The organism is Tsukamurella tyrosinosolvens (genome assembly GCF_900104775.1).
In the GTDB taxonomy this organism is placed as follows: domain Bacteria; phylum Actinomycetota; class Actinomycetes; order Mycobacteriales; family Mycobacteriaceae; genus Tsukamurella; species Tsukamurella tyrosinosolvens.
Genome location: NZ_FNSA01000003.1, coordinates 4,431,721 through 4,450,502 on the forward strand (window position 1 = coordinate 4,431,721; position 18,782 = coordinate 4,450,502).

At 72.4% G+C, this 18,782-nt stretch carries 17 protein-coding genes; 5 read left to right on the forward strand and 12 right to left on the reverse strand.

The genetic code is table 11. From position 1 onward, the window contains the following. Positions 1–149 precede the first annotated feature (149 nt). A complete protein-coding gene (lpdA, locus tag BLW32_RS24065; RefSeq protein ID WP_068522865.1) occupies positions 150–1,532 on the reverse strand; it encodes a dihydrolipoyl dehydrogenase in 1,383 nt (460 codons plus the stop codon). Between lpdA and BLW32_RS24070 the strand changes: the two genes are divergently transcribed. Both BLW32_RS24070 and BLW32_RS24075 read left to right on the forward strand, forming a co-directional pair. Then, on the forward strand, positions 1,521–3,605 hold the full coding sequence (locus BLW32_RS24070; protein WP_074850820.1) for a prolyl oligopeptidase family serine peptidase: 2,085 nt from the start codon (positions 1,521–1,523) through the stop codon (positions 3,603–3,605). The two genes, lpdA and BLW32_RS24070, sit on opposite strands and share 12 nt — an antisense overlap. An 8-nt stretch (positions 3,606–3,613) precedes the next feature. Continuing rightward, a complete protein-coding gene (locus BLW32_RS24075; protein ID WP_068741430.1) occupies positions 3,614–3,916 on the forward strand; it encodes a thiamine-binding protein in 303 nt (100 codons plus the stop codon). Here the strand turns inward: BLW32_RS24075 and BLW32_RS24080 are convergent. Both BLW32_RS24080 and BLW32_RS24085 read right to left on the reverse strand, forming a co-directional pair. Further along, entirely contained in the window at positions 3,904–4,341 is a 438-nt protein-coding gene (locus tag BLW32_RS24080) for a DoxX family protein (RefSeq protein WP_139286305.1), read from the reverse strand. The genes BLW32_RS24075 and BLW32_RS24080 overlap by 13 nt on opposite strands. 58 nt (positions 4,342–4,399) lie before the next feature. Then, on the reverse strand, positions 4,400–5,794 hold the full coding sequence (locus BLW32_RS24085; RefSeq protein WP_139286306.1) for an MFS transporter: 1,395 nt from the start codon (positions 5,792–5,794) through the stop codon (positions 4,400–4,402). Between the two features lie 123 nt (positions 5,795–5,917). Between BLW32_RS24085 and BLW32_RS24090 the strand changes: the two genes are divergently transcribed. Both BLW32_RS24090 and BLW32_RS24095 read left to right on the forward strand, forming a co-directional pair. Beyond that, a complete protein-coding gene (locus BLW32_RS24090; protein WP_068741427.1) occupies positions 5,918–6,757 on the forward strand; it encodes a helix-turn-helix transcriptional regulator in 840 nt (279 codons plus the stop codon). A 28-nt stretch (positions 6,758–6,785) separates the two neighbouring features. After that, the gene (locus BLW32_RS24095) at positions 6,786–7,478 is read left to right on the forward strand and encodes a L,D-transpeptidase family protein (RefSeq protein ID WP_231857361.1); all 693 of its coding nucleotides are present in this window, start codon (positions 6,786–6,788) and stop codon (positions 7,476–7,478) included. A gap of 233 nt (positions 7,479–7,711) precedes the next feature. Here the strand turns inward: BLW32_RS24095 and BLW32_RS24100 are convergent, their stop codons facing one another. From BLW32_RS24100 to ppk2, 3 genes are all read right to left on the reverse strand, one after another. Further along, the gene (locus tag BLW32_RS24100) at positions 7,712–8,542 is read right to left on the reverse strand and encodes an alpha/beta fold hydrolase (RefSeq protein ID WP_068741426.1); all 831 of its coding nucleotides are present in this window, start codon (positions 8,540–8,542) and stop codon (positions 7,712–7,714) included. Further along, positions 8,539–9,405 (reverse strand): hypothetical protein, encoded by an 867-nt coding sequence (locus tag BLW32_RS24105; protein ID WP_068522873.1) that lies wholly within the window; start codon positions 9,403–9,405, stop codon positions 8,539–8,541. The genes BLW32_RS24100 and BLW32_RS24105 overlap by 4 nt, the downstream gene beginning before the upstream one ends. Positions 9,406–9,478: 73 nt before the next feature. After that, entirely contained in the window at positions 9,479–10,417 is a 939-nt protein-coding gene (gene ppk2, locus BLW32_RS24110) for a polyphosphate kinase 2 (RefSeq protein WP_068522874.1), read from the reverse strand. 87 nt (positions 10,418–10,504) lie between these two features. Between ppk2 and BLW32_RS24115 the strand changes: the two genes are divergently transcribed. Next, positions 10,505–11,155, forward strand: a complete 651-nt coding sequence (locus BLW32_RS24115; protein ID WP_068522875.1) for a TetR/AcrR family transcriptional regulator — start codon at positions 10,505–10,507, stop codon at positions 11,153–11,155. Positions 11,156–11,203: 48 nt separating this feature from the next. Here the strand turns inward: BLW32_RS24115 and BLW32_RS24120 are convergent, their stop codons facing one another. Genes BLW32_RS24120 through BLW32_RS24145 form a run of 6 tightly spaced genes read right to left on the reverse strand, consistent with a single transcriptional unit; the run spans position 11,204 to position 18,770 of the window. Beyond that, a complete protein-coding gene (locus BLW32_RS24120; protein ID WP_068741425.1) occupies positions 11,204–12,982 on the reverse strand; it encodes an ABC transporter ATP-binding protein in 1,779 nt (592 codons plus the stop codon). Next, positions 12,979–14,688 (reverse strand): ABC transporter transmembrane domain-containing protein, encoded by a 1,710-nt coding sequence (locus tag BLW32_RS24125; RefSeq protein ID WP_068741424.1) that lies wholly within the window; start codon positions 14,686–14,688, stop codon positions 12,979–12,981. The genes BLW32_RS24120 and BLW32_RS24125 overlap by 4 nt, the downstream gene beginning before the upstream one ends. A gap of 2 nt (positions 14,689–14,690) precedes the next feature. After that, entirely contained in the window at positions 14,691–15,779 is a 1,089-nt protein-coding gene (locus BLW32_RS24130; RefSeq protein ID WP_068626468.1) for an isochorismate synthase, read from the reverse strand. Further along, a complete protein-coding gene (locus BLW32_RS24135) occupies positions 15,776–16,399 on the reverse strand; it encodes an isochorismatase family protein (RefSeq protein WP_068741423.1) in 624 nt (207 codons plus the stop codon). Before BLW32_RS24135 ends, BLW32_RS24130 begins: the two co-directional genes overlap by 4 nt. Further along, positions 16,396–18,024 carry a (2,3-dihydroxybenzoyl)adenylate synthase gene (locus tag BLW32_RS24140; protein ID WP_068741422.1) on the reverse strand — a complete coding sequence of 543 codons (1,629 nt, stop codon included), beginning with the start codon at positions 18,022–18,024 and terminating at the stop codon, positions 16,396–16,398. Before BLW32_RS24140 ends, BLW32_RS24135 begins: the two co-directional genes overlap by 4 nt. After that, positions 18,021–18,770 carry an SDR family oxidoreductase gene (locus BLW32_RS24145; protein WP_068741421.1) on the reverse strand — a complete coding sequence of 250 codons (750 nt, stop codon included), beginning with the start codon at positions 18,768–18,770 and terminating at the stop codon, positions 18,021–18,023. The genes BLW32_RS24140 and BLW32_RS24145 overlap by 4 nt, the downstream gene beginning before the upstream one ends. Positions 18,771–18,782: the final 12 nt, after the last annotated feature.

The following is an 18,782-nucleotide window of genomic DNA, read 5'->3' on the forward strand; positions in this document are numbered from 1 at the left end:
TGACCGATGCCCTTTCTCGACCCGGCGCCGTGGCCACGCCACGCCGCGATCCCGACCCTGCCAGGGTCCGGCACGAGTGTCCAACCCGCTGGAAGCGCACGGCGGCCCGGCACCGTGGATCGGTGCCGGGCCGCCGGGAAGCGCGATGCCTAGAGGTTGATCATGTGCCCCGCGAGGCCGTGGATCGACTCCTGCAGGCCCTCCGACAGCGTCGGGTGCGTGTGCACGTTGCGGGCCAGCTCGTTGACGGTGAGGTCCCACTTCTGCGCGAGGGTCAGCTCGGGCAGCAGCTCGGAGACGTCGGGACCGATGAGGTGGCCGCCGAGCAGCTCGCCGTACTTGGCGTCGGAGACCAGCTTGACGAAGCCGACGGCGTCGCCGAGGCCCTGGGCCTTGCCGTTCGCCGAGAACGGGAAGGTCGCGGTCTTGACGTCGTAGCCCTCGTCCTTGGCCTGCTGCTCGGTGAGGCCGAACGAGGCGACCTGCGGCTGGCAGAAGGTGGCGCGCGGCATCATGCGGTAGTCGCCCAGCGTCTGGGTCTCCGCGCCGGCGATGGTCTCCGCCGCCACGACGCCCTGTGCCTCGGCGACGTGCGCCAGCTGGAGCTTCGCGGTGACGTCGCCGATGGCGTACACGCCGGGCACGTTGGTGCGCATGTAGTCGTCGATGGCGATGGCGCCGCGCTCGGTGAGGGCGACGCCCGTCTTCTCCAGGCCGAAGCCCTCGACGCGGGGCGCGAAGCCGATCGACATGAGGACCTTGGAGACCGTGATCTCCCCGGCGCCCTTCGGGCCGGTGTACTTCACGACGACCTGCGAGCCCTGGTCGTCGACGGACTCGACCTTGGTGGAGGTCAGGATGTTCACGCCCAGCTTCTTGTACTGCTTGGCGATCTCCTTGGAGACGTCGGCGTCCTCGTTGGGCAGGGCGCGGTCCAGGAACTCGATGATGGTGACGTCCACGCCGTAGTTCTTCAGGACGTACGCGAACTCCATGCCGATGGCGCCGGCGCCGACGATGGCGATCGACTGGGGCAGGTCGCGGGTGAGGATCTGCTCCTCGTAGGTGACCACGTTGTCGGACAGCGTGACGCCCGGGAGGAGGCGCACCGTCGAACCGGTGTCGATGATGATGTTGTCGCCCGTCACCGTCTGGTCGCCGACCTGGATGGTCTTGGCGTCTACGAAGGTGCCGTAGCCGTTGATCTCGGTGATCTTGTTCTTCTTCATCAGGAAGTGAACGCCCTTGACGATCCCCTCCGACACCTTGCGGCTGCGGTCGAACGCCGCCCCGAAGTCGAACGAGACGTCGCCGGAGATGCCGAACAGCTGCGCCTTGTGCGTGAAGGTGTGCGCCAGCTCGGCGTTCTTCAGGAGGGCCTTCGACGGGATGCAGCCCACGTTCAGGCACACACCGCCCCAGTACTTCTCCTCGATGACCGCGACCTTCTGCCCGAGTTGGGCGGCGCGAATAGCGGCGACGTAGCCTCCTGGGCCGGCGCCGAGTACAACAGTGTCAAAGTGATCAGCCACGGCTTTCAGCCTAGCCCTAGTGTGGAGTCCATGGACCAGTACGCATGGCTCGAAGAAGTGGAATCCGCCACTGCCCTGGATTGGGCGCGCGAACGCAACGCCGCGAGCACCGCGCGCCTGACCGGACCGAGGTTCGACGAGCTCGAGGCGGGCGTCCTCGCCATCCTCGACACCGACCAGCGCATCCCCTACCCGGTGCGCCGCGGCGAGTACCTGTGGAACTTCTGGCGCGACGCCGACCACCCGTACGGCCTCTGGCGCCGCACCACCCTCGAGTCGTTTCGCACCGACAGCCCCGAGTGGGACGTCGTCATCGACGTCGACGCCCTCCGCGAGGCCGAGGGCGAGAACTGGGTGTGGGGCGGGGCCGCCGTCCTCCGCGCGGAGTCGCCCGACGGTGCGCGGTACGACCGCGCGCTCGTCTCCCTCTCCCGCGGCGGCGCGGACGCGACGGTCGTGCGGGAGTTCTCCATCTCGCGCCGGGAGTTCGTCGACGACGGCTTCTCCCTCCCGGAGGCCAAGAGCCGGATCTCGTGGATCGACAAGGACACCGTGTACGTGGGCACCGACTTCGGGCCCGGCTCCCTCACCGATTCCGGGTACCCGCGGCTCGTGAAGCGCTGGCGCCGCGACACCCCGCTCGGCCACGCGGACCTCGTCTACGAGGGCCACCACTCGGACGTCTCCATCGGCGCCGGTTACGACGACACCCCTGGCTACGAGCGGCATTTCGTCTCGCGCGCAATCGACTTCTACAACAGCGAGATCTATCTTCTCGCCCCGGACACGCTGGCACTGGAGCGGATCGACGTCCCGACGGATTCCGACGCGGACGTGCACGAGTCGCGCCTGCTGGTGCGCCCGAAGTCCGCGTGGGAGCTGCCCACCGGGACGGTGCCCCCGGGCGCGTTGGTGGCCTTCGACTTCGACGCCTACCGGGCGGGCTCACGCGACTACAGCACCGTCTTCACCCCCGACGCGCACACGGCGCTCGCGGGGTACTCGTGGACCAAGTCCTACCTCCTGTTGTCGACGATGCGGGACGTGCGCTCGGAGCTGCACACCCTCGAGCCCGGCACGTGGGAGACGCGGGAGACGCGCGGCTTCCCGGAGCTGGCCGAGATCGGCGTCTACTACACCGATCCCCGCGAGGGCGACGAGATCTTCGCCACCGCCAGCGGTTTCACGCTGCCGCCGACGCTGCTGCACGGCACGGCCGGCGGCTCGGTCGAGCCGCTGAAGTCCGCCCCCGCCTTCTACGACGCCACGGGCGTCACGGCCGAGCAGTTCTTCGCCACGAGCGACGACGGCACGCAGATCCCCTACTTCGTCGTGCGCAAGCCCGCGGACGGGCCGCAGCCGACACTGCTCTACGGCTACGGCGGCTTCGAGGTCTCCCTCACGCCGGACTACACGGCGGTGTCCGGGACGTCGTGGATCGAGCGCGGCGGCGTCTACGTGCTGGCGAACATCCGCGGCGGCGGCGAGTACGGCCCCGACTGGCACACAGCCGCGTTGAAGGAGAACCGGCTGCGCGCGTACGAGGACTTCGCCACGGTGGCGCGGGATCTCGTGGCCCGCGGCATCACCACGCGCGAGCAGCTGGGCGCCCAGGGCGGCTCGAACGGCGGTCTGCTCATGGGCGTGATGTACACGCGGTACCCGGAGCTGTTCGGCGCCATCGTCTGTCAGGTTCCGCTGCTCGACATGCGGCGCTATCACCAGCTTCTCGCCGGGGCATCGTGGATGGCCGAGTACGGCGACCCCGACGATCCCGCACAGTGGGCCTACATCAGCGAGTACTCGCCCTACCAGAACCTGCCAGCCGCGGATGCGGACCTGCCCGCCCTCCTGGTCACCACGTCGACCCGCGACGACCGCGTGCACCCCGGCCACGCCCGCAAGTTCGTCGCGGCGCTGCGCGAGCGCGGCATCGAGGTGGACTACTACGAGAACATCGAGGGCGGCCACGGCGGCGCGGCCGACAACAAGCAGGCCGCCTTCAAGTCCGCCCTCGCGTACGAGTTCCTATGGCGGGAACTGGCACCGTCGACCACCGTCGACCCGACCTAGGAGGAATCATGCTCGCAGCATTCTCGATCAGCCCCATGGGCGGCGACCAGAGCGCCGACGGCGGTGTCGCCGCCGCCGTCGCGGAAGCGGTCGCCATCGTCCGCGCCTCCGGCCTGCCCAATGAGACCACGGCGATGTTCACCACCATCGAGGGCGAGTGGGACGAGGTGATGGGCGTGATCAAGGCGTGCGTCGACCGCCTCGCCGAGAGCGCCCCGCGCGTCTCCCTCGTCGTCAAGTGCGACATCCGCCCAGGCCACACCGGCCAGCTCACCGCCAAGGTCGAGCGGGTGGAGCGTCACCTGCGCTGAAGCCGGGCCTCGATGCCGAACGGCTCGTCGAGGGCGAACCGGCCCGGGCCGGCGCCCGCGAGGGCGAGGAGCACCAGGAGCAGCAACCACTCGGGGCTGTAGAAGAACTGACTCAGGAAGCCGGGGATCGTGGTCGACGCCTCGACCGCCGCGGGCCACACCGAGTAGTAGATCGCGCCGAGCATCGTGACGGCGAGGCCCGCGGCCGCGAACCGGGTGAGCAGCCCCAGCACGAGGAGCGCGCCCAGGACCAGTTCCGCCCACGCCGTCACGGTCGACGCGAGGTCGGGTTCCGGGATCCCCCACGCGGCGAAGTCCGCCGCGAAGCGCTTCGGGTTCGCGACCTTCCCCCACCCGCTGAGGAAGAACATCACCCCGACGCTCGCCCGCGCCACCAGCAGCCAGAGATCCCTCGTCGTATCCACGCCCCCGAAGGTACGGAAGCCGAGGCCCCGTCGCAGCCGACGCGGCCGGGTGGACCGTCTACGGCCTGCTCCGGACCTGGGTCATGACCACGAGTACAACCGCAACACCGGCGAGCCCCGCCGACCACAGCGCGGCCGCGGTCAGACCGCCTGCGAAGTAGACGGATCCGACCGCGGCCACCCCGATCGCACTGCCGACCTGGAACATCGTGGTGACCACACCGCTCGCCTCCGGCGCCCGCTCGGGTGCGACGGACCGTAACGCGTGTGTGAGGATCGGGCCGAACATCGCACCGGTCCCTGCCCCGAGGACGAGAAGCGCGAGGGCGAAACCGGCACCGACCGAGGGGGATTGCGCCGCCCGCCACAGCAGGAGGTCGCCGACGACGATCACGACCGCCCCGAGGGCGACGAGCGGCCCCAGCAGCCGCGGCGGCAGTCGCTTCCACCCGACGGTGACCGCGACGAAGCCGGGAGTGAACCACAGGAACCACAGCCCCGACGCGAGCGGGCCGTAGCCGTGGTCGGCTTGAAGGAACAGGGTGGTGGCGAAGAGGAATCCGGCGTAGTTCGCGAACACCAGCAGTACCACCGCCACGGCGGCCGAGAATCCCCTCGAGCGCACCAGGTCCCCTGAGACGAGGGGGTTTCCACCGCGTCGGGCCACTCCGCGCTCGACCCAGACGAAGGTGGCGAGCGCGGGCACCGCGAGGACGAGCAGTCCGATCACCCAGGGCGCCCAGTCGTAGCTGCGTCCCAGGGTCAGCGGCGCGATGAGCAGCAGCAGCGCCACGGCGCCGGTCACGACACCCCCGACGTCCATGCGCGTCCCCGGATCACCCTCGTCCGCGGCGAAGTACCGACGCAGCGCCAGCAGCAGCACGGCCCCGATCGGCAGGTTCACCAGGAACACGAGCCGCCAGCCGAGACCGGCGACGTCGAGCGAAACGAGCAGCCCTCCGCCGACCTGGCCGAGGATGAATCCTCCGGCGGTGGTGAGGCTGAACATCGACAGGGCGCGCGCCAGCGCGGGGCCGGCGTAGGTCCGCTGGATCAGGCTCATGACCTGCGGCATGATCGCCGCCGCGGTCACGCCCTGCACCACCCGCGCGGCGATGAGGACGGCCGCGTTCGGGGCCAGGCCGCAGGCGATCGAGGCGAGGACGAAGCCCACCGTCGCGGCACGCAGCGCGCGGACGTGGCCGTGACGGGCGCCCAAGCGCGACCCCGTGATGATGAGTGATCCGTATGCGAGCAGGTAGCCGCCCACGACGAACTGCAGCTGTGTCGGGGTCGCGGGGAGATCGCGCGCGATGGACGGCGCGGCGACGTTGACGATGGTCGCGTCGATCATCGGCATCGTGGAGAAGCCCAGCAGGGCAAGGAGCTTGGCCGTACCTCCGCGTGACGACGGCAGGGCGGTGACGGACTCGTGGGCGACGGTGCGATTCACGGTCACCACTCTTCGCACCGAGCCGGAACCGCACCAGGAGGCGGATCATCCTGGTACCACCGCCACCACCCACTCGGCCACGAGCGCCATGACAATCGCGGAGATCCGGGGAATGCTGTCGGGGTGAGTGGGGAACGGAGCAGCGAGCTGGGCGCGTTCCTGCGCGCCCGGCGCGACGCGCTGACGCCGGAGGACGTCGGCCTCCCCCGGACCGGCCCCCGCCGAGTCCCGGGACTGCGCCGGGAAGAGGTCGCGGCGCTCGGCGGCGTGGGCCTCACCTGGTACACATGGCTCGAGCAGGGACGGCCGATCTCGGTGTCGACGCAGGTCCTCGATGCGCTCGCCCGGCTCTTCCGCCTCACGGGCGAGGAGCACGACTACCTCTACCGCGTCGCCGGCGTGCCCGCCGCCCGGCCTCCGGACGCCCCTCCTGCCGCCGCGATCGACCCCGTCACCCGCCGGGTCCTCGACCGGTTCGGCACGACCCCCGCCGCCGTCTTCAGCGAACGGTACGACCTGATCGCGGCGAGCGCGGGCTTCCGCCTCCTGTTCCGCGGGATCGACGGCAACACCGGGCTGGACCGGAACGCGCTCTACAAGATGGGCCGCGCCGCCGACACCCGGCACCCCGTGGCCGACCCCGACTACCTCGCGGCGATGGTCACCCAGGTCCGCCACGCGTACGGCCGGCATGTCGGCGAACCCGAGTGGGAGCGATTCATCGCCGAGATCACCGGCAGCAGCCCCGTCATCGCCGGTGCGTGGGAATCACAGGAGGTCGGCCACGCACCGTCCGAGCACCGGTTCCGCTGCCCACCGGTCGGGTGGATCCGGTTCAGCAGCGCCCGCTACCTCCTCGACCGTTTCGACGGTGCGTTCCTCACCGTCTACCTGCCCCTCGACGACGACGCTCAGGAGCAGTTCGACGAGGTGGTCCGTCGCGGCGGCGTCAGCTTCACGTGAAACCCCAGCTCGTGCGATACTGTGACGCATGTTGCTCAAGAGGCGCCAGGTGCTGATGGGACTGGCTGCGCTGCCCGCCGCCGCGGTCGCCACGTCGGTGACCGTCCCGCACGCCGCCGCCGCGGACGCCGACAAGGCCCTCCTCGACGCCGCGGTCGCAGCCGCGCCGACGGCCCGCGAGGTGATCACGGTGGCGGCACCGTCGTTCTCCTCCACCGACGTCCAGGTCTCGGCGTGGGCACTGCTCGCGCAGGGCTGGACGAAGGTCTACGGGCCCGTCCCGGGCAAGGTCGGCCAGCAGGGCATCGGCGAGGGCAAGGACGGCGTGCCCCGCACCCCGTTCGGCGTCTTCACACTCGACCTCGCGTTCGGCCGGCAGGACAACCCCGGCACCACGCTGCCGTACACCAAGGTGACGAATCAGCACTGGTGGGACGGGAACGTCAACTCCCCCACCTACGACCGCATGGTCGTCCAGGCCGCCAGCCCGGGCCCCGAGAGCGAGAACCTCTACGACATCGGCCCCGTCTACGACTACGCCGTGCACTTCGACAACAACCCGAGCCACACGCCGGGCAAGGGCGGCGCGATGTTCCTCCACGTCACCGACGGCAAGCCGACGCTCGGCTGCGTCGCGATCAGCCGCGACGGCATGATCACGCTCCTGAAATGGCTGGCGCCCGCGCACAACCCGGTCCTCGTCACCGGCCTCACCGGCTAGCACACCTTTCGAAGCGTTCTGCGACGAAAACCGCCACAGCGATCGCAGAACGCTTCGAAAGATGTTCCCGCCGCTGGGATCACGCTCGCGCGGTACGCAGGCTATGCGCGGAGCGCATCACAAAGAACGTCGAACATGCCGCTGAGCAGTAGTTCATCGCGGTATGCGCGGCACGCATGGCTTCCCTGCGCAAGCGCCCACCGCAGGATTCCCGACGGTGCCCCAACCCACGGCTACACCCGCTGGGCGATCCACCCGGACAGCGCGGGGATCACGGCACCGGGCGAGAGGATCCACTGGTTGTGCCCCAGCGGATCCGCGATCCGCCGGTGCACGGACGACGGGAACTTCTCCCCCACGAACCGCGACTGCCGATCCGACACCAGCTCGTCGCCCGCGATGGCGACGGTGAGTACGGGCGTCCGCGTCCCCGCCAGCCGCGCCTCGTAGTCCACGTCCGCGCCGGCGACGTTGAAGTCGCCGGTCTGCACCAGGTGGTCGAAATCGGCCACGATCCCGGCGGGCACCTCGCCGAGGCCGTCGGGCCCGGACCAGTGGCCCCGTCGGGCGGCGGCGCGTGCGGCGACGGACGTCCCGATCCGCCGCGCGGTCCCGGACAGGCCGTCGAGTTTGTAATAGCCGGTGCCGCAGGCGACGAGGATCACCCCGGCCAGGTTCCGGCGGGCGCGCGCGGCGTACATGACGCCCATCAGCCCGCCGAGGCTGTGCCCCAGCAGGATCCGCGGCGCACCGGGGAACTTCTGCCGCGCCAGGGCGGAGACGGCGGGGTAGTCCTCGACCACCACGTCCTGGAAGCCGTGCGTGCCCGCCGCGCCGCGGGGCCGCGAATCGCCCTGTCCGCGCAGCTCGGCGACGACGGCGTTGAAGCCCGCGTCGATGAGCCCGCGTCCGAAGTCGTCGAAATAGCCGGCGGGCACGTTCACGCCGGGCCAGATCATCAGCACGGGCGCGGCCGGATCGGGCCCGCGGAAGATCCGGACGGGATTGGTGGTGCCGTCCTTGTACGTGAGCGTCGCGACGGTGGGCCGCGCCGTCGACGTCACCAGGCGCGCCGTTCCGCCCGCCGCGCGGCCACCGCACCGAGCCCGCCGAAGATCAGCCCCAGCAGCGCGAGCGCGCCGCCGACCGCGGCCTCGGTCATGATCCACGGCGTCAGGCTCTTCGTGACCTGGTCGAGCGCGGCGTCCACCACGGGGCTCAGCCCGCCGGTCCCGCTGCGGCTCGACACGTACGACGGGGCCGCCACGCACAGCATCCAGGTCACGCCCGCGGCGACGGCGACGCCGAGCCCCAGATAGAACATCATGAAGCCGCGGCGATGCGCTGCCAGCAGCGCGAGCAGGGCCGCGGCGAGCGCCGTGAGCGGCGCGATCCACGCCGCCGACCGGATGGTGTCCGCGATGGACGCGTACCGTCCGGCCCGGAACAGGTCCCGGTTCGCGCCGGTCCCGGACAGGTCGATGGTGACCCGCTCCGGCACGGTCACCTTCACGTTGTTCGCAGCCGCGACGTCGCGGATCATCGGCGCGAGGTCGATCTCCGCGGTGGTGGCGCCGCGCAGCCGCTGCTCCGCAGTGGGCCGCACCAGCAGCCAGGTGTGGACCTGGCCCACGGCCTCGGTGAAGGCGCCCGGGAACTGCGGGCCGTGCACGTAGGTCGAGACGTAGGGCGTGATCGCGTCGAGCGGCGGACGGGCGTCGCCCTGCTCGGTGAGCAGCCGCTGCACCTGCTGGGAGATCTCCTGCGCCATCGCGTCCTGCACCGCGGGGTCGCGGCCCAGTGGCTCCATGAGCGTCATGAACTCGGCGCGGTCGAGCACCGTGTTCTTCGCCCAGGCGGCGGGGACCGCCACGAACGTGGCCGCGATCGCCACGAGAACGAGGAGGAAGGCCGTCAGAGAACGCACGGCGACAACGGTACTCGACGGTGCCGCGCGGCCAGGTCCGCTCCGGTCCGCGCGCGGTGCGCTCCGCGCACCGTCAGTCGCTGATGAGGTCGCGGCCCCGGCCGACGATGAGCGGGTCCGGCCCGGCGGCCAGGACGTCCATGTCCTTGTTGTCGTAGTCGAACTTGTCGAGGATGTAGCGCATCGCGTTGAGGCGGGCGCGTTTCTTGTCGTTGCTCTTCACGACGGTCCACGGCGCGTAGTCGGTGTCCGTCGCGGCGAACACCTCCTCCTTCGCCGCGGTGTACCCGTCCCACTTGTCCAGCGAGGCGAGGTCCATCGGCGAGAGCTTCCACTGCCGCACGGGGTCGATCTGACGGATCGCGAAGCGGGTCCGCTGCTCGAGCTGGGTCACCGAGAACCAGAACTTGGTCACATCGATGCCGTCCTCGACCAGCATCTTCTCGAACAGCGGCACCTGGTGCGTCCAGCGCTCGTGCTGCTCGTCGGTACAGAAGCCCATGACCCGCTCGACGCCGCCGCGGTTGTACCAGGAGCGGTCGAACAGGACGATCTCGCCCTTGGTCGGGAAGTGGTCGATGTAGCGCTGGAAGTACCACTCGCCGGCCTCGCGCTCGGTGGGCTTGACCAGCGCCACCACGCGCGCGCCACGCGGGTTGAGGTGCTCCATGAAGCGCTTGATGGTGCCGCCCTTGCCGGCGGCGTCGCGGCCCTCGAAGACGATGACCAGCCGCTGCCCGGTGTCCTTGACCCAGCGCTGCAGCTTGAGCAGCTCGATCTGCAGCAGGCGCTTGTCCCGCTCGTACTCGGACCGGGCGAGGCGCTCCGAGTACGGGTAGCCCTCGCGCCACGTGTCGACGACGTGCCGCTCGGGGGTGAGCAGCACCGGATCGTCGTCATCGTCGTCGTTCACGGAGAAGCCCTCGGTCGCCCGCAGGTCGACGATCTTCTGCAGCGCCTCGCGGCCGCTGACCGCGCTCAAGTCGATGCCCACGGGCAGGTCGAGATCCATCACGGGCGGAAGGTTACGGGCAGGCACGGACCGGCGGGTGAACGTCGCGTGAACGCGGGGTGCGCTGTGATCGGTAAACTGTGCGGAATGCCCACCACCGCCAACCGCGGACGCCGGCGCGCCGAACACCTCGGGCCCGAGCGTCGCCGCCCCCAGGTCCTCGACGCCGCGCTGGAGATCGCCGCGCGCGACGGGCTCGCCGCCGTCACCATCGGCACCGTCGCCGACCGCCTCCAGGTCACGCGCCCCGTCATCTACTCGTGCTTCCCGGACCGCGTCGCGCTCATCACCGAGCTGCTCGACCGCGAGACCGAGACGATGATGACCTACGTCCTTACCTCGCTCCACAACGCCCACGGCGAGGACCCGGAGACCGCGTTCATCATCGGCATGCGCGGCCTGCTGGCCGCGGTGAACGAGCGGGCCGACACCTGGCAGCTGCTGTTCTCCGGCGTCACCGATCCCGAGGTCGTGCACCGCGTCCGCGGCGCCCGCGCGACGCTGGCGAAGCAGGCCGAGGAGTGGATCCGGCCCGCCCTCATCCGCTGGTGGGACATGCAGGACCTCGACGAGAAGCTGCCCATGCTCATGGAGCTGTTCGTCTCCGCGTGCGAGGCCGCCGTCCGGTCCATGCTCGCCGGCCGCCCCGACGACGCCGGGCCGCAGTGGCGCGGCGACTCCGAGCGGATCGGGAAGTTCTACGGCTCCGCCGTCTACCGCGCCTTCCTCGGCGCCTGACGGACCGCCGCACGGCGGACCGCCGTCACCCGACGGCCCGCGGCCACCTCACCGGTGCCGGCTCCACGCGGCCCACAGCTGGGCGTACCGTCCGCCCGCGTGGCGCAGCTCGTCGTGCGTGCCCTGTTCGACGACGGCGCCGCGCTCCATCACCAGGACCCGGTCGGCCCGGGCGGCCTGGCTGAGCCGGTGCGCCACGACGAGGGCGGTGCGCCCCGCGAGCGCGGCCTGCGCGGCCTCCTCGAGCGCGTCGGCATCGGCGCTGTCCGCGTCGGCGGTGGCCTCGTCGAGGATCGCCACGGGAGGATCCAGCAGCACGAGGCGGGCCAGCGCGAGCTGCTGCTCCCGCTGCGGCGTCAGGGCGTGGCCGCCGGCCCCCACCACGGTCTGCAGCCCGTCGTCGAGCAGCGCCACCCACTCCGCGGCGCCCACCCGCTCCAGCGCGGCGTGCAGATCCGCGTCGGACGCCGACGGCGCCGCCATCCGCAGGTCCTCGGCGAGGGTGCCCGCGAAGACGTGCACGTCCTGCGTGAGCAGCACCGGCGCAGCGGAATCCGGGAGGGTCTCCAGGTCCGTGCCGCCGATCCGGATCGTGCCCGCGGCGGGCACGTGCACACCCGCGATGAGCGCGGCGAGGGTGGTCTTGCCCGCGCCGGACGTGCCGACCACGGCCACCGTCTCCCCCGGCTCCAGCCGCACGGTCACCCCGTCGAGCACGCGGCGGCCGCCGCCGTAACCGAACGCGACCCCGTCGACCTCGACCCGGGGCGGGCCGTCGCTCACGTCCACCTCGCCCGACGGTGCCGGGCCCGCCGCCTCGGCCTCGCCGAGCCCGATCACGCCGACGATCCGCGCGAGCGAGGCGCCCGCGGACTGGATGTCGTCCATCACCATGAGCAGCGCGCCGATCGGCCCGAACAGGCGCAGGAACAACAGCATCGCGGTGGTGACGGCGCCGACGGTGACGACGTCCCCGTCGACGAGGGCGACGCCGAGCACGACGATCGTGGCCATGCCGACGAACTCGGCGAGGTTGACCCGGCCGAAGAGCCGATTCTGCACGATCCGGGCGCGCATGCTCCACCGCACCACCCGCCAGGAGCCGTCGCCGACCCGCAGGCTGGCGCGGTCCATGAGGTCGTAGGCGTGCACGGTGGGCAGGCCGCGGATGGAACCGAGCATGTGGTGCGCGCGCTCCGCCATGGCGGCCCGCTCGGACCGGTACACCGGCGGCGCGGTCCGCACGTACATGCGGGCGCCGAGCACGTAGACGGGCAGCACGACGAGCACCACGAGGAGGAAGCGCCAGTCGAGCGCGGCGAAGCCGGCGACGGTCACCGCCACGGAGAAACCGGAGCGGGCCAGTGCGGGGACGCCGCGCGAGATGGCCTGGCTGACCGCGCCGACGTCGTCGGTGGCGCGGGAGACGAGGTCGCCGGACCCGGCGTCCTCGACGCGGGCCTGGGACAGCCGCAGGGCGGCCCCGACCATCGACTCGCGCAGCCGGGCGAGCGCCGTCTCGAAGAGCCGCGCGGACAGGACGATGCCGATGCCGGTGAAGGCCGCGGAGGCGATCGCCGCGACGGCCATGAGCCCGCCGATCCGCAGCACGTCGGGGTAGCCGTGGCCGTCGAGGGCCACGTCGACCATGGCGCCGAAGCCCCACGGCACGGCGAGCCCGAGCGCGGCGCCGACGAGCAGGACCACGAAGACGAGCGCGAGCGCGCCGCGCTTCCCGGCGAGGAGGCCGCGGGCGAAGCGGAAGGTCTCGGCACCGTCGGCGACGGGTAGGGCACCGGCGACGGCGGTCGTGGTGGGGGCGCTCATGCGCGCACCTCCGCTCCGGTGGGGCTCACGGTGAGCACGGTGTCGGCCGCGGCGATCAGCGTCGGGGATGCCGTGAAGACGACGGTCGCGAGGCCGGCGCGGGCGGCGCCCAGCCGGTCGGCGATCGCGGCCTCGGTGACGGAGTCGACCGCGCTGGTGGGGTCGACGAGCACGAGGGTACGGGTGTCGGTGGCGAGGGCGCGGGCCAGCGCGACGCGTTGCCGCTGGCCGCCGGAGAGCAGTCGGCCGGCCTCGCCGACGGACGTCCGCAGCCCGTCGGGCAGGACCTCGAGGACGTCGTCGCACGCGGCGGCGAGCAGGGCCGCGGCCACCCGGTCGGGCGCGCCGCCTGCGGCCACGTTCTCCTCGACGGTGCCCTCGAAGAGCGTCGTCGCGTGCGGCGCGACGCGCACGGTCCGCAGCGCGGCGGGCTGGGTGAGCGTGTAGAGGTCGGTGCCGCCGACGGTGACCGACGCGCCCGGTCGCGGCGCGCCGGTGCGCGCGAGCAGCGCGGTCGCGGCCGCGGTGGTCTCGGCGTCGCACACGACGGCGGTGACCCCGGTGGGCGGGAACTCCAGGTCGACGACGCCCTCCCCCGCGGGGACGCCGGTGAGGCGCACGGGGACCTCGTCCCCGTCGTGCGCGTGCAGGGTGCCCTCGTCGCGGGCGAAGGGCGCCTGCAGCACCATGAGTACGCGCTTCGCGGAGGCGTTGCCCGCGACCCAGAACTTGCCGACGTTGGTGCCCATGGCCTGCAGCGGCGCCATCACCACCTGGGTGAGGCCCACGACGGTGATGAGCTGCCCGACGGTGAGGTCACCGCGCACGGTCTGGATCCCGGCGAGCACGCCCACGAGCACCACGAAGACCGCGGCGACGGCCTCCATCGCGCCCACGTACGCGCCCTCGGAGCGGCGGGCCCGGATGACGGCGGAGAGGGCGCGGGCGCTCGCGGACCGGTAGCGACGGTCCGCCTCGGCCTCGGCGTGCATGCCCTTGACCACGCGGAACCCGGCGACGAGGTCGGCAGCGGCGCCCGCGGCCTCGCCCGCGGCGCGCTGCTCGGCCTCGCTGCGGGCACGCAGCGCGCCGCCGGCCTTGTCCAGGCACCACAGCATCGCGGGTGCGCCGAGCAGCACGAGCAGGCCCAGCTGCCAGGAGATGGACAGCAGCACGACGCCGCAGAACACGATGGCCGCGAGCTCGCCGACGGGGTAGAGCCCGAGCGCGACCGACATCGCGAGCCGCTGCACGTCGGACGTGGCGATGGACAGCAGCACCCCGGGCGGGTGCCCGCCGCCGAGGCCCCGCGGATCGAGGATGCGGTCGGTCACCTGGGTGCGCAGCCGGTGCTGCACGGTGTTCATCCCGAGGAAGCCGATGCGCGAGCCGAACCGGAAGCTGAAGGAGAGGAAGGCGAACAGGACCGCGAGCACGAGCACCCAGCGGAGCGTGGCGGACCAGTCGCCGGTCCGGACGGCCCGATCGATCGCGAGGCCCATCACGACGGGGACGAGCGCCTCGCCGACCTGATGGCCGACGATGAGCAGACCCGCGGGCAGCGTCCGCGACCGGTCGCCGAGCATCGTCCGCAGCACCAGCTGTCGCGGCGTCGTGTCGGCGTCGACCGCGATCGGCCGGTGGTCGGGCTGCTGTTCGGGCGCCTCGAAGAACACCGGCAGCCGGCTGCCGGTCCAGTCCGCCACCCTCAGCTCCGCGCGGTCTCGGTGAGCCGGAAGGGGCCCAGCACGGTGCGCAGCTTGTTGCGGGTCTCGGCCAGTTCGGCCTGCGGATCCGACGCGCCGACGATGCCGCCGCCCGCGTAGGCGCGCAGCCGCGCACCGTCGAGCTCGGCGCACCGGATGCTGACCCGCCAGTGCCCGTCGCCGTTCGCGGCGGTCCAGCCGACCGCGCCGGCGTAGAAGCCCCGCTCGCCCTCGATGTCGGCGATGGCACGGGCCGCGGTGCGCCGCGGGAAGCCGCACACGGCGGGGGTGGGGTGCAGCGCGAGCGCGAGGTCGAGGGCGCTGGTCGCGGGGTCGGCGAGGCGGCCCTCGATCTTGGTGCCGAGGTGCCAGACGGGCCCGGCCCGGGTCACCGACGGTGCGGCGGGCACGTCCAGCTCCGCGCACAGCGGCGCGAGCGCGGAGGCGATCTCGTCGACGACGTACGCGTGCTCCTCGCGGTCCTTCTCCGAGTCCAGCAGCCCCTCGGGCGAGGTCGCGGTCCCGGCGAAGGGGTGGCAGAAGACGGTGTTGCCCATCCGCCCGACGAGGATCTCGGGGCTCGAACCCACGAGCCAGCGGCCGCGGTGGGCGTCGCCGGCGGCGGCGAGGTCGACGGCGAAGGCATTGCCCTCGAGGTCGCGCTGCTCCAGGGCCGCGGCCACGGCGAGCGGATCGAGCGGGGCGTCCGCCTCGAAGTCGACGGCGCGCGCGAGCACGACCTTCTGCAGGTCGGAGTCGTCGATGAGCGCGATCGCGCGGCGAACCCGGTCGACGTGCTCGGCCGGCGCGGGGTGCTGGGCGGTCTGCGTCAACGTGGGCAGCTCGGCGGCGGCACCTCCGGCGGACGCGGGGACGTCGCCGAAGTGCTCCGGCACCGTCAGCGCGGCGGGATCGGCCAGGTCGAAGGGCAGCGCGCCCACGACGGCGGGGGCGGTGCCGGCGCGCAGCGCGGCGGCCGCGGCGTGCGGATCGACGAAGGTGGCCGCGGTGCCGCGGGCGGCGAGGCGCTGCCCGGCCGCGGTCAGCAGGAAGTGCGGATGGTCGCTCTCCCCGCTCGTGCTCGCCGTCATCGCAGTGCCTCCAGAACCTTGTCGGTAGTCTCCACTCTGCCGCATCGGCCCGCCACATAGGTGAGCGCGTTGGCGTGATCCTGTGCGGAGAAGTCGGCGACGGCGTCGCGGACCACGTAGGGCTGGACGTCGCGCATGAAGGCGTCGAGCGCGGTGGTCATGATCCCGATGTGGGCGTAGATGCCGGCGATGACGAGCTGATCGCGGCCCCAGGCCCGCATCCGCTCGGCGAGGTCCGACTTGGCGAAGGCGCTGTAGCGCCACTTGGTGAGCAGGACGTCGTCGTCGGCCGGGGTCAGCTCGGCGATGATGTCCTGGTTCGCGGTCTTGAGGCCGGGGCCCCAGAAATCGGTGAGCAGCGCGCGCTCCTCGGGGTCCTGGTCGCCGGGCTGCGCCGTGTAGACGACGGGCACGCCGGCGGCGCGGGCCGCGGCGCGCAGCGTCACGATGTTCGGCACGACGGTGCGCAGCGGCTCGGCGTCGCGCTCGAACGGGCCGACGAAGTGCTCCTGCATGTCGTGGATCAGCAGGACGGCGCGCGCCGGTTCCACGGTCCAGTCGACGGTGTCGGCGCACTCGATCTCGGGCAGGTCGTAGACGACCGTTTTGGGCAGGCTCACAACTTCTCCTCGTTCTTCCGCGCCTCGTCCTGATGCCGGAGACGGTCCGCCAGCGCGCGCCGCAGTTCGCGGCGACTGATCTTGCCGACGCCCGTCGTGGGGAACTCGGCGACGAACTCCACCCGGTCGGGCACCTTGTACTCGGCCACGCCGCGGGCGCGGACGAACTTCTTCAGCTCGGGCACGGTCGGCCGCTCGTCCCCCGTGAGGACGACGGCGCAGGTGCGCTCCCCCAGGAACTCGTCGGCGACGGCCACGACGGCCGCGTCGATGACGAGCGGGTGGGCGAGCAGGTGGTTCTCCACCTCCTCGGCGGCGATCTTCTCGCCGCCGCGGTTGATCTGGTCCTTGGCGCGGCCCTCGACCACGAGGTGACCGCTCGGCAGCCGGCGCACGATGTCGCCGGTGCGGTAGAAGCCCTCGGCGTCGAAGGACTCGGCGTCGACTCCGCCCAGGTAGCCGCGGATCGTGTACGGCCCGCGGGTGTGCAGGTGGCCGGGCTCCCCCGCGGCGACGGGCGCGCCGTCGTCGTCGAGGACGCGCACCTCGTCGTCGGGCGAGATGGCGCGGCCCTGGGTGCCCAGGACGATGTCCTCGGGGTCGTCGTCGCGGGTGTAGTTGACCAGCCCCTCGGCCATGCCGAAGACCTGCTGGAGGCGGCAGCCGAGCTCGGGGGTCACGCGCCGCGCGGCCTCGGGCGGGAACTTGGCGCCACCCACCTGCAGGACGTCGAGGCTCGCCAGGTCCGCGGTCGCGGCGGGCGCGGCCTGCAGCCAGAGCATCGCGAGCGGCGGCACCAGCGAGGTCATGGTCACCTTCTCCGCCTCGATCAGGGGGAAGGCCTTCGACGGTGCCGGGTCCGTCCCGAGCACGACGGTGCCGCCGGCCCAGAGGACGCCGAGGATGCCGGGGCTGCTCATGGGGAAGTTGTGCGCCACGGGCAGCACCACCAGGAAGCGAGTGCTGGGCCCGAGGCCGCAGATCTTCGCGGACTCGCGCACGGAGTACAGGTAGTCGGCGTGGGTGCGCGGGATCAGCTTGGGCACGCCGGTGGTGCCGCCGGAGAGCTGCAGGAACGCCAGCCCTTCGGGGTCGACGGTGGCCGGCGGGCCGCCCGTGCCGTCACCGAACGGCGCGTCGTCGGCGACGAGGACGTCGACGCCGGTCTCCGCGGCGACCTCGGCGGCCAGCGCTCGGTGGTCGAAGCGATTGATCGTCGCCGCGGTGATCAGGGCCTTCGCGCCCGACGTGCGCACGAAGTGGACGAGCTCGCTGCGCCGGTGCGCGGGCAGCGCGAAGACGGGGACGGCCCCGATCCGGAACAGCCCGAACAGCACCGTGACGAACTCGGCGGTGTTCGGAAGCTGCAGCACCACCCGATCACCCTCGGCGATCCCCCGGGCGCGCAGCCCCACGGCGGTCACTGCCGCCGCCGTGTCCAGCTCGCGGTAGCTCAGCCGCACCGGGTCGCCGGCGAGGTCCTGCGCGACGAGGGCCTCGGCGTCGCCGAAGCGCTCCGCGGCCTCGGGCAGGAAGCCGGCGAAGGTCTCGCCGGTCCAGTAGCCCGCCGCGCGGTAGCGCGCGGCGAACTCCTCCGGGAAGTAGCGGGTCTGCGTGGTGGTCATACGGTGGCGCCTCCGTCGACGGTGAGTACCTGCGCGGTCACGTGCCGCGCATCGGGCGAGAGCAGGTAGTCGATCGCGCCGGCGATGTCGTCGGCGTCGGCGATCCGCCCCAGCGGGATGCCCAGCCGGTGCCGGGCGAGGTCGCCGGCGATCGCGGCCTCCGCGGCGGCGGCGCCGCCGAAGGCGGTCTGCATGGGGGTGGCGGTGGAGCCGGGGGCGACCACGTTGATCCGCACGCCGCTGCCCGCGAGTTCGAGCGCGAGCGTCAGGGTCGCGCTGTGCGCCGCGGCCTTCGACGCCCCGTAGGCGCCGAGGCCGACGCGCGGGCCGTTCCCGGCGTTGGAGCCCACGACCACGGCGGTGCCGGCGCCGCGCTCCGCCATGCGGCGGGCGGCCGCGGTGAGCACGTTCACCGTGCCCGTGAGGTTCACGGCCAGAGCGGCGGCCCAGTCCTCGGCGGCGGCGTCGAGGAGCGGTCCGGCGACGAGGATGCCCGCGCAGTGCGCGAGGGCGTCGACGGGGCCGCCGGCCTTCTCGGCGGCGTCGAGCGCGGCGGCGACGGCGGCCGCGTCGGTCACGTCGAGGACGTGCGAGGTGGCGGTGCCGCCCGCCTCGGTGACCGCCCGCGCGGTCGCGACGAGCCCGTCGGCGTCGCGGTCGGCGAGGGCGACGGGGCCGCGCCGCGCGAGCCGCAGGGCGGTCGCGGCGCCGATCCCGGAGGCGGCGCCGGTGATGAATGCGTGCATGTCTCGCTTCCC

Coding starts and splice junctions, on each gene's coding strand:
- BLW32_RS24075 (WP_068741430.1), top strand. CDS start 3,614: ATGCTCGCAGCATTCTCGATCAGCCCCATGGGCGGCGACCAGAGCGCC.
- BLW32_RS24095 (WP_231857361.1), top strand. CDS start 6,786: ATGTTGCTCAAGAGGCGCCAGGTGCTGATGGGACTGGCTGCGCTGCCC.
- ppk2 (WP_068522874.1), bottom strand. CDS start 10,417: ATGGATCTCGACCTGCCCGTGGGCATCGACTTGAGCGCGGTCAGCGGC.
- BLW32_RS24115 (WP_068522875.1), top strand. CDS start 10,505: ATGCCCACCACCGCCAACCGCGGACGCCGGCGCGCCGAACACCTCGGG.
- BLW32_RS24120 (WP_068741425.1), bottom strand. CDS start 12,982: ATGAGCGCCCCCACCACGACCGCCGTCGCCGGTGCCCTACCCGTCGCC.
- BLW32_RS24130 (WP_068626468.1), bottom strand. CDS start 15,779: ATGACGGCGAGCACGAGCGGGGAGAGCGACCATCCGCACTTCCTGCTG.
- BLW32_RS24140 (WP_068741422.1), bottom strand. CDS start 18,024: ATGACCACCACGCAGACCCGCTACTTCCCGGAGGAGTTCGCCGCGCGC.
- BLW32_RS24145 (WP_068741421.1), bottom strand. CDS start 18,770: ATGCACGCATTCATCACCGGCGCCGCCTCCGGGATCGGCGCCGCGACC.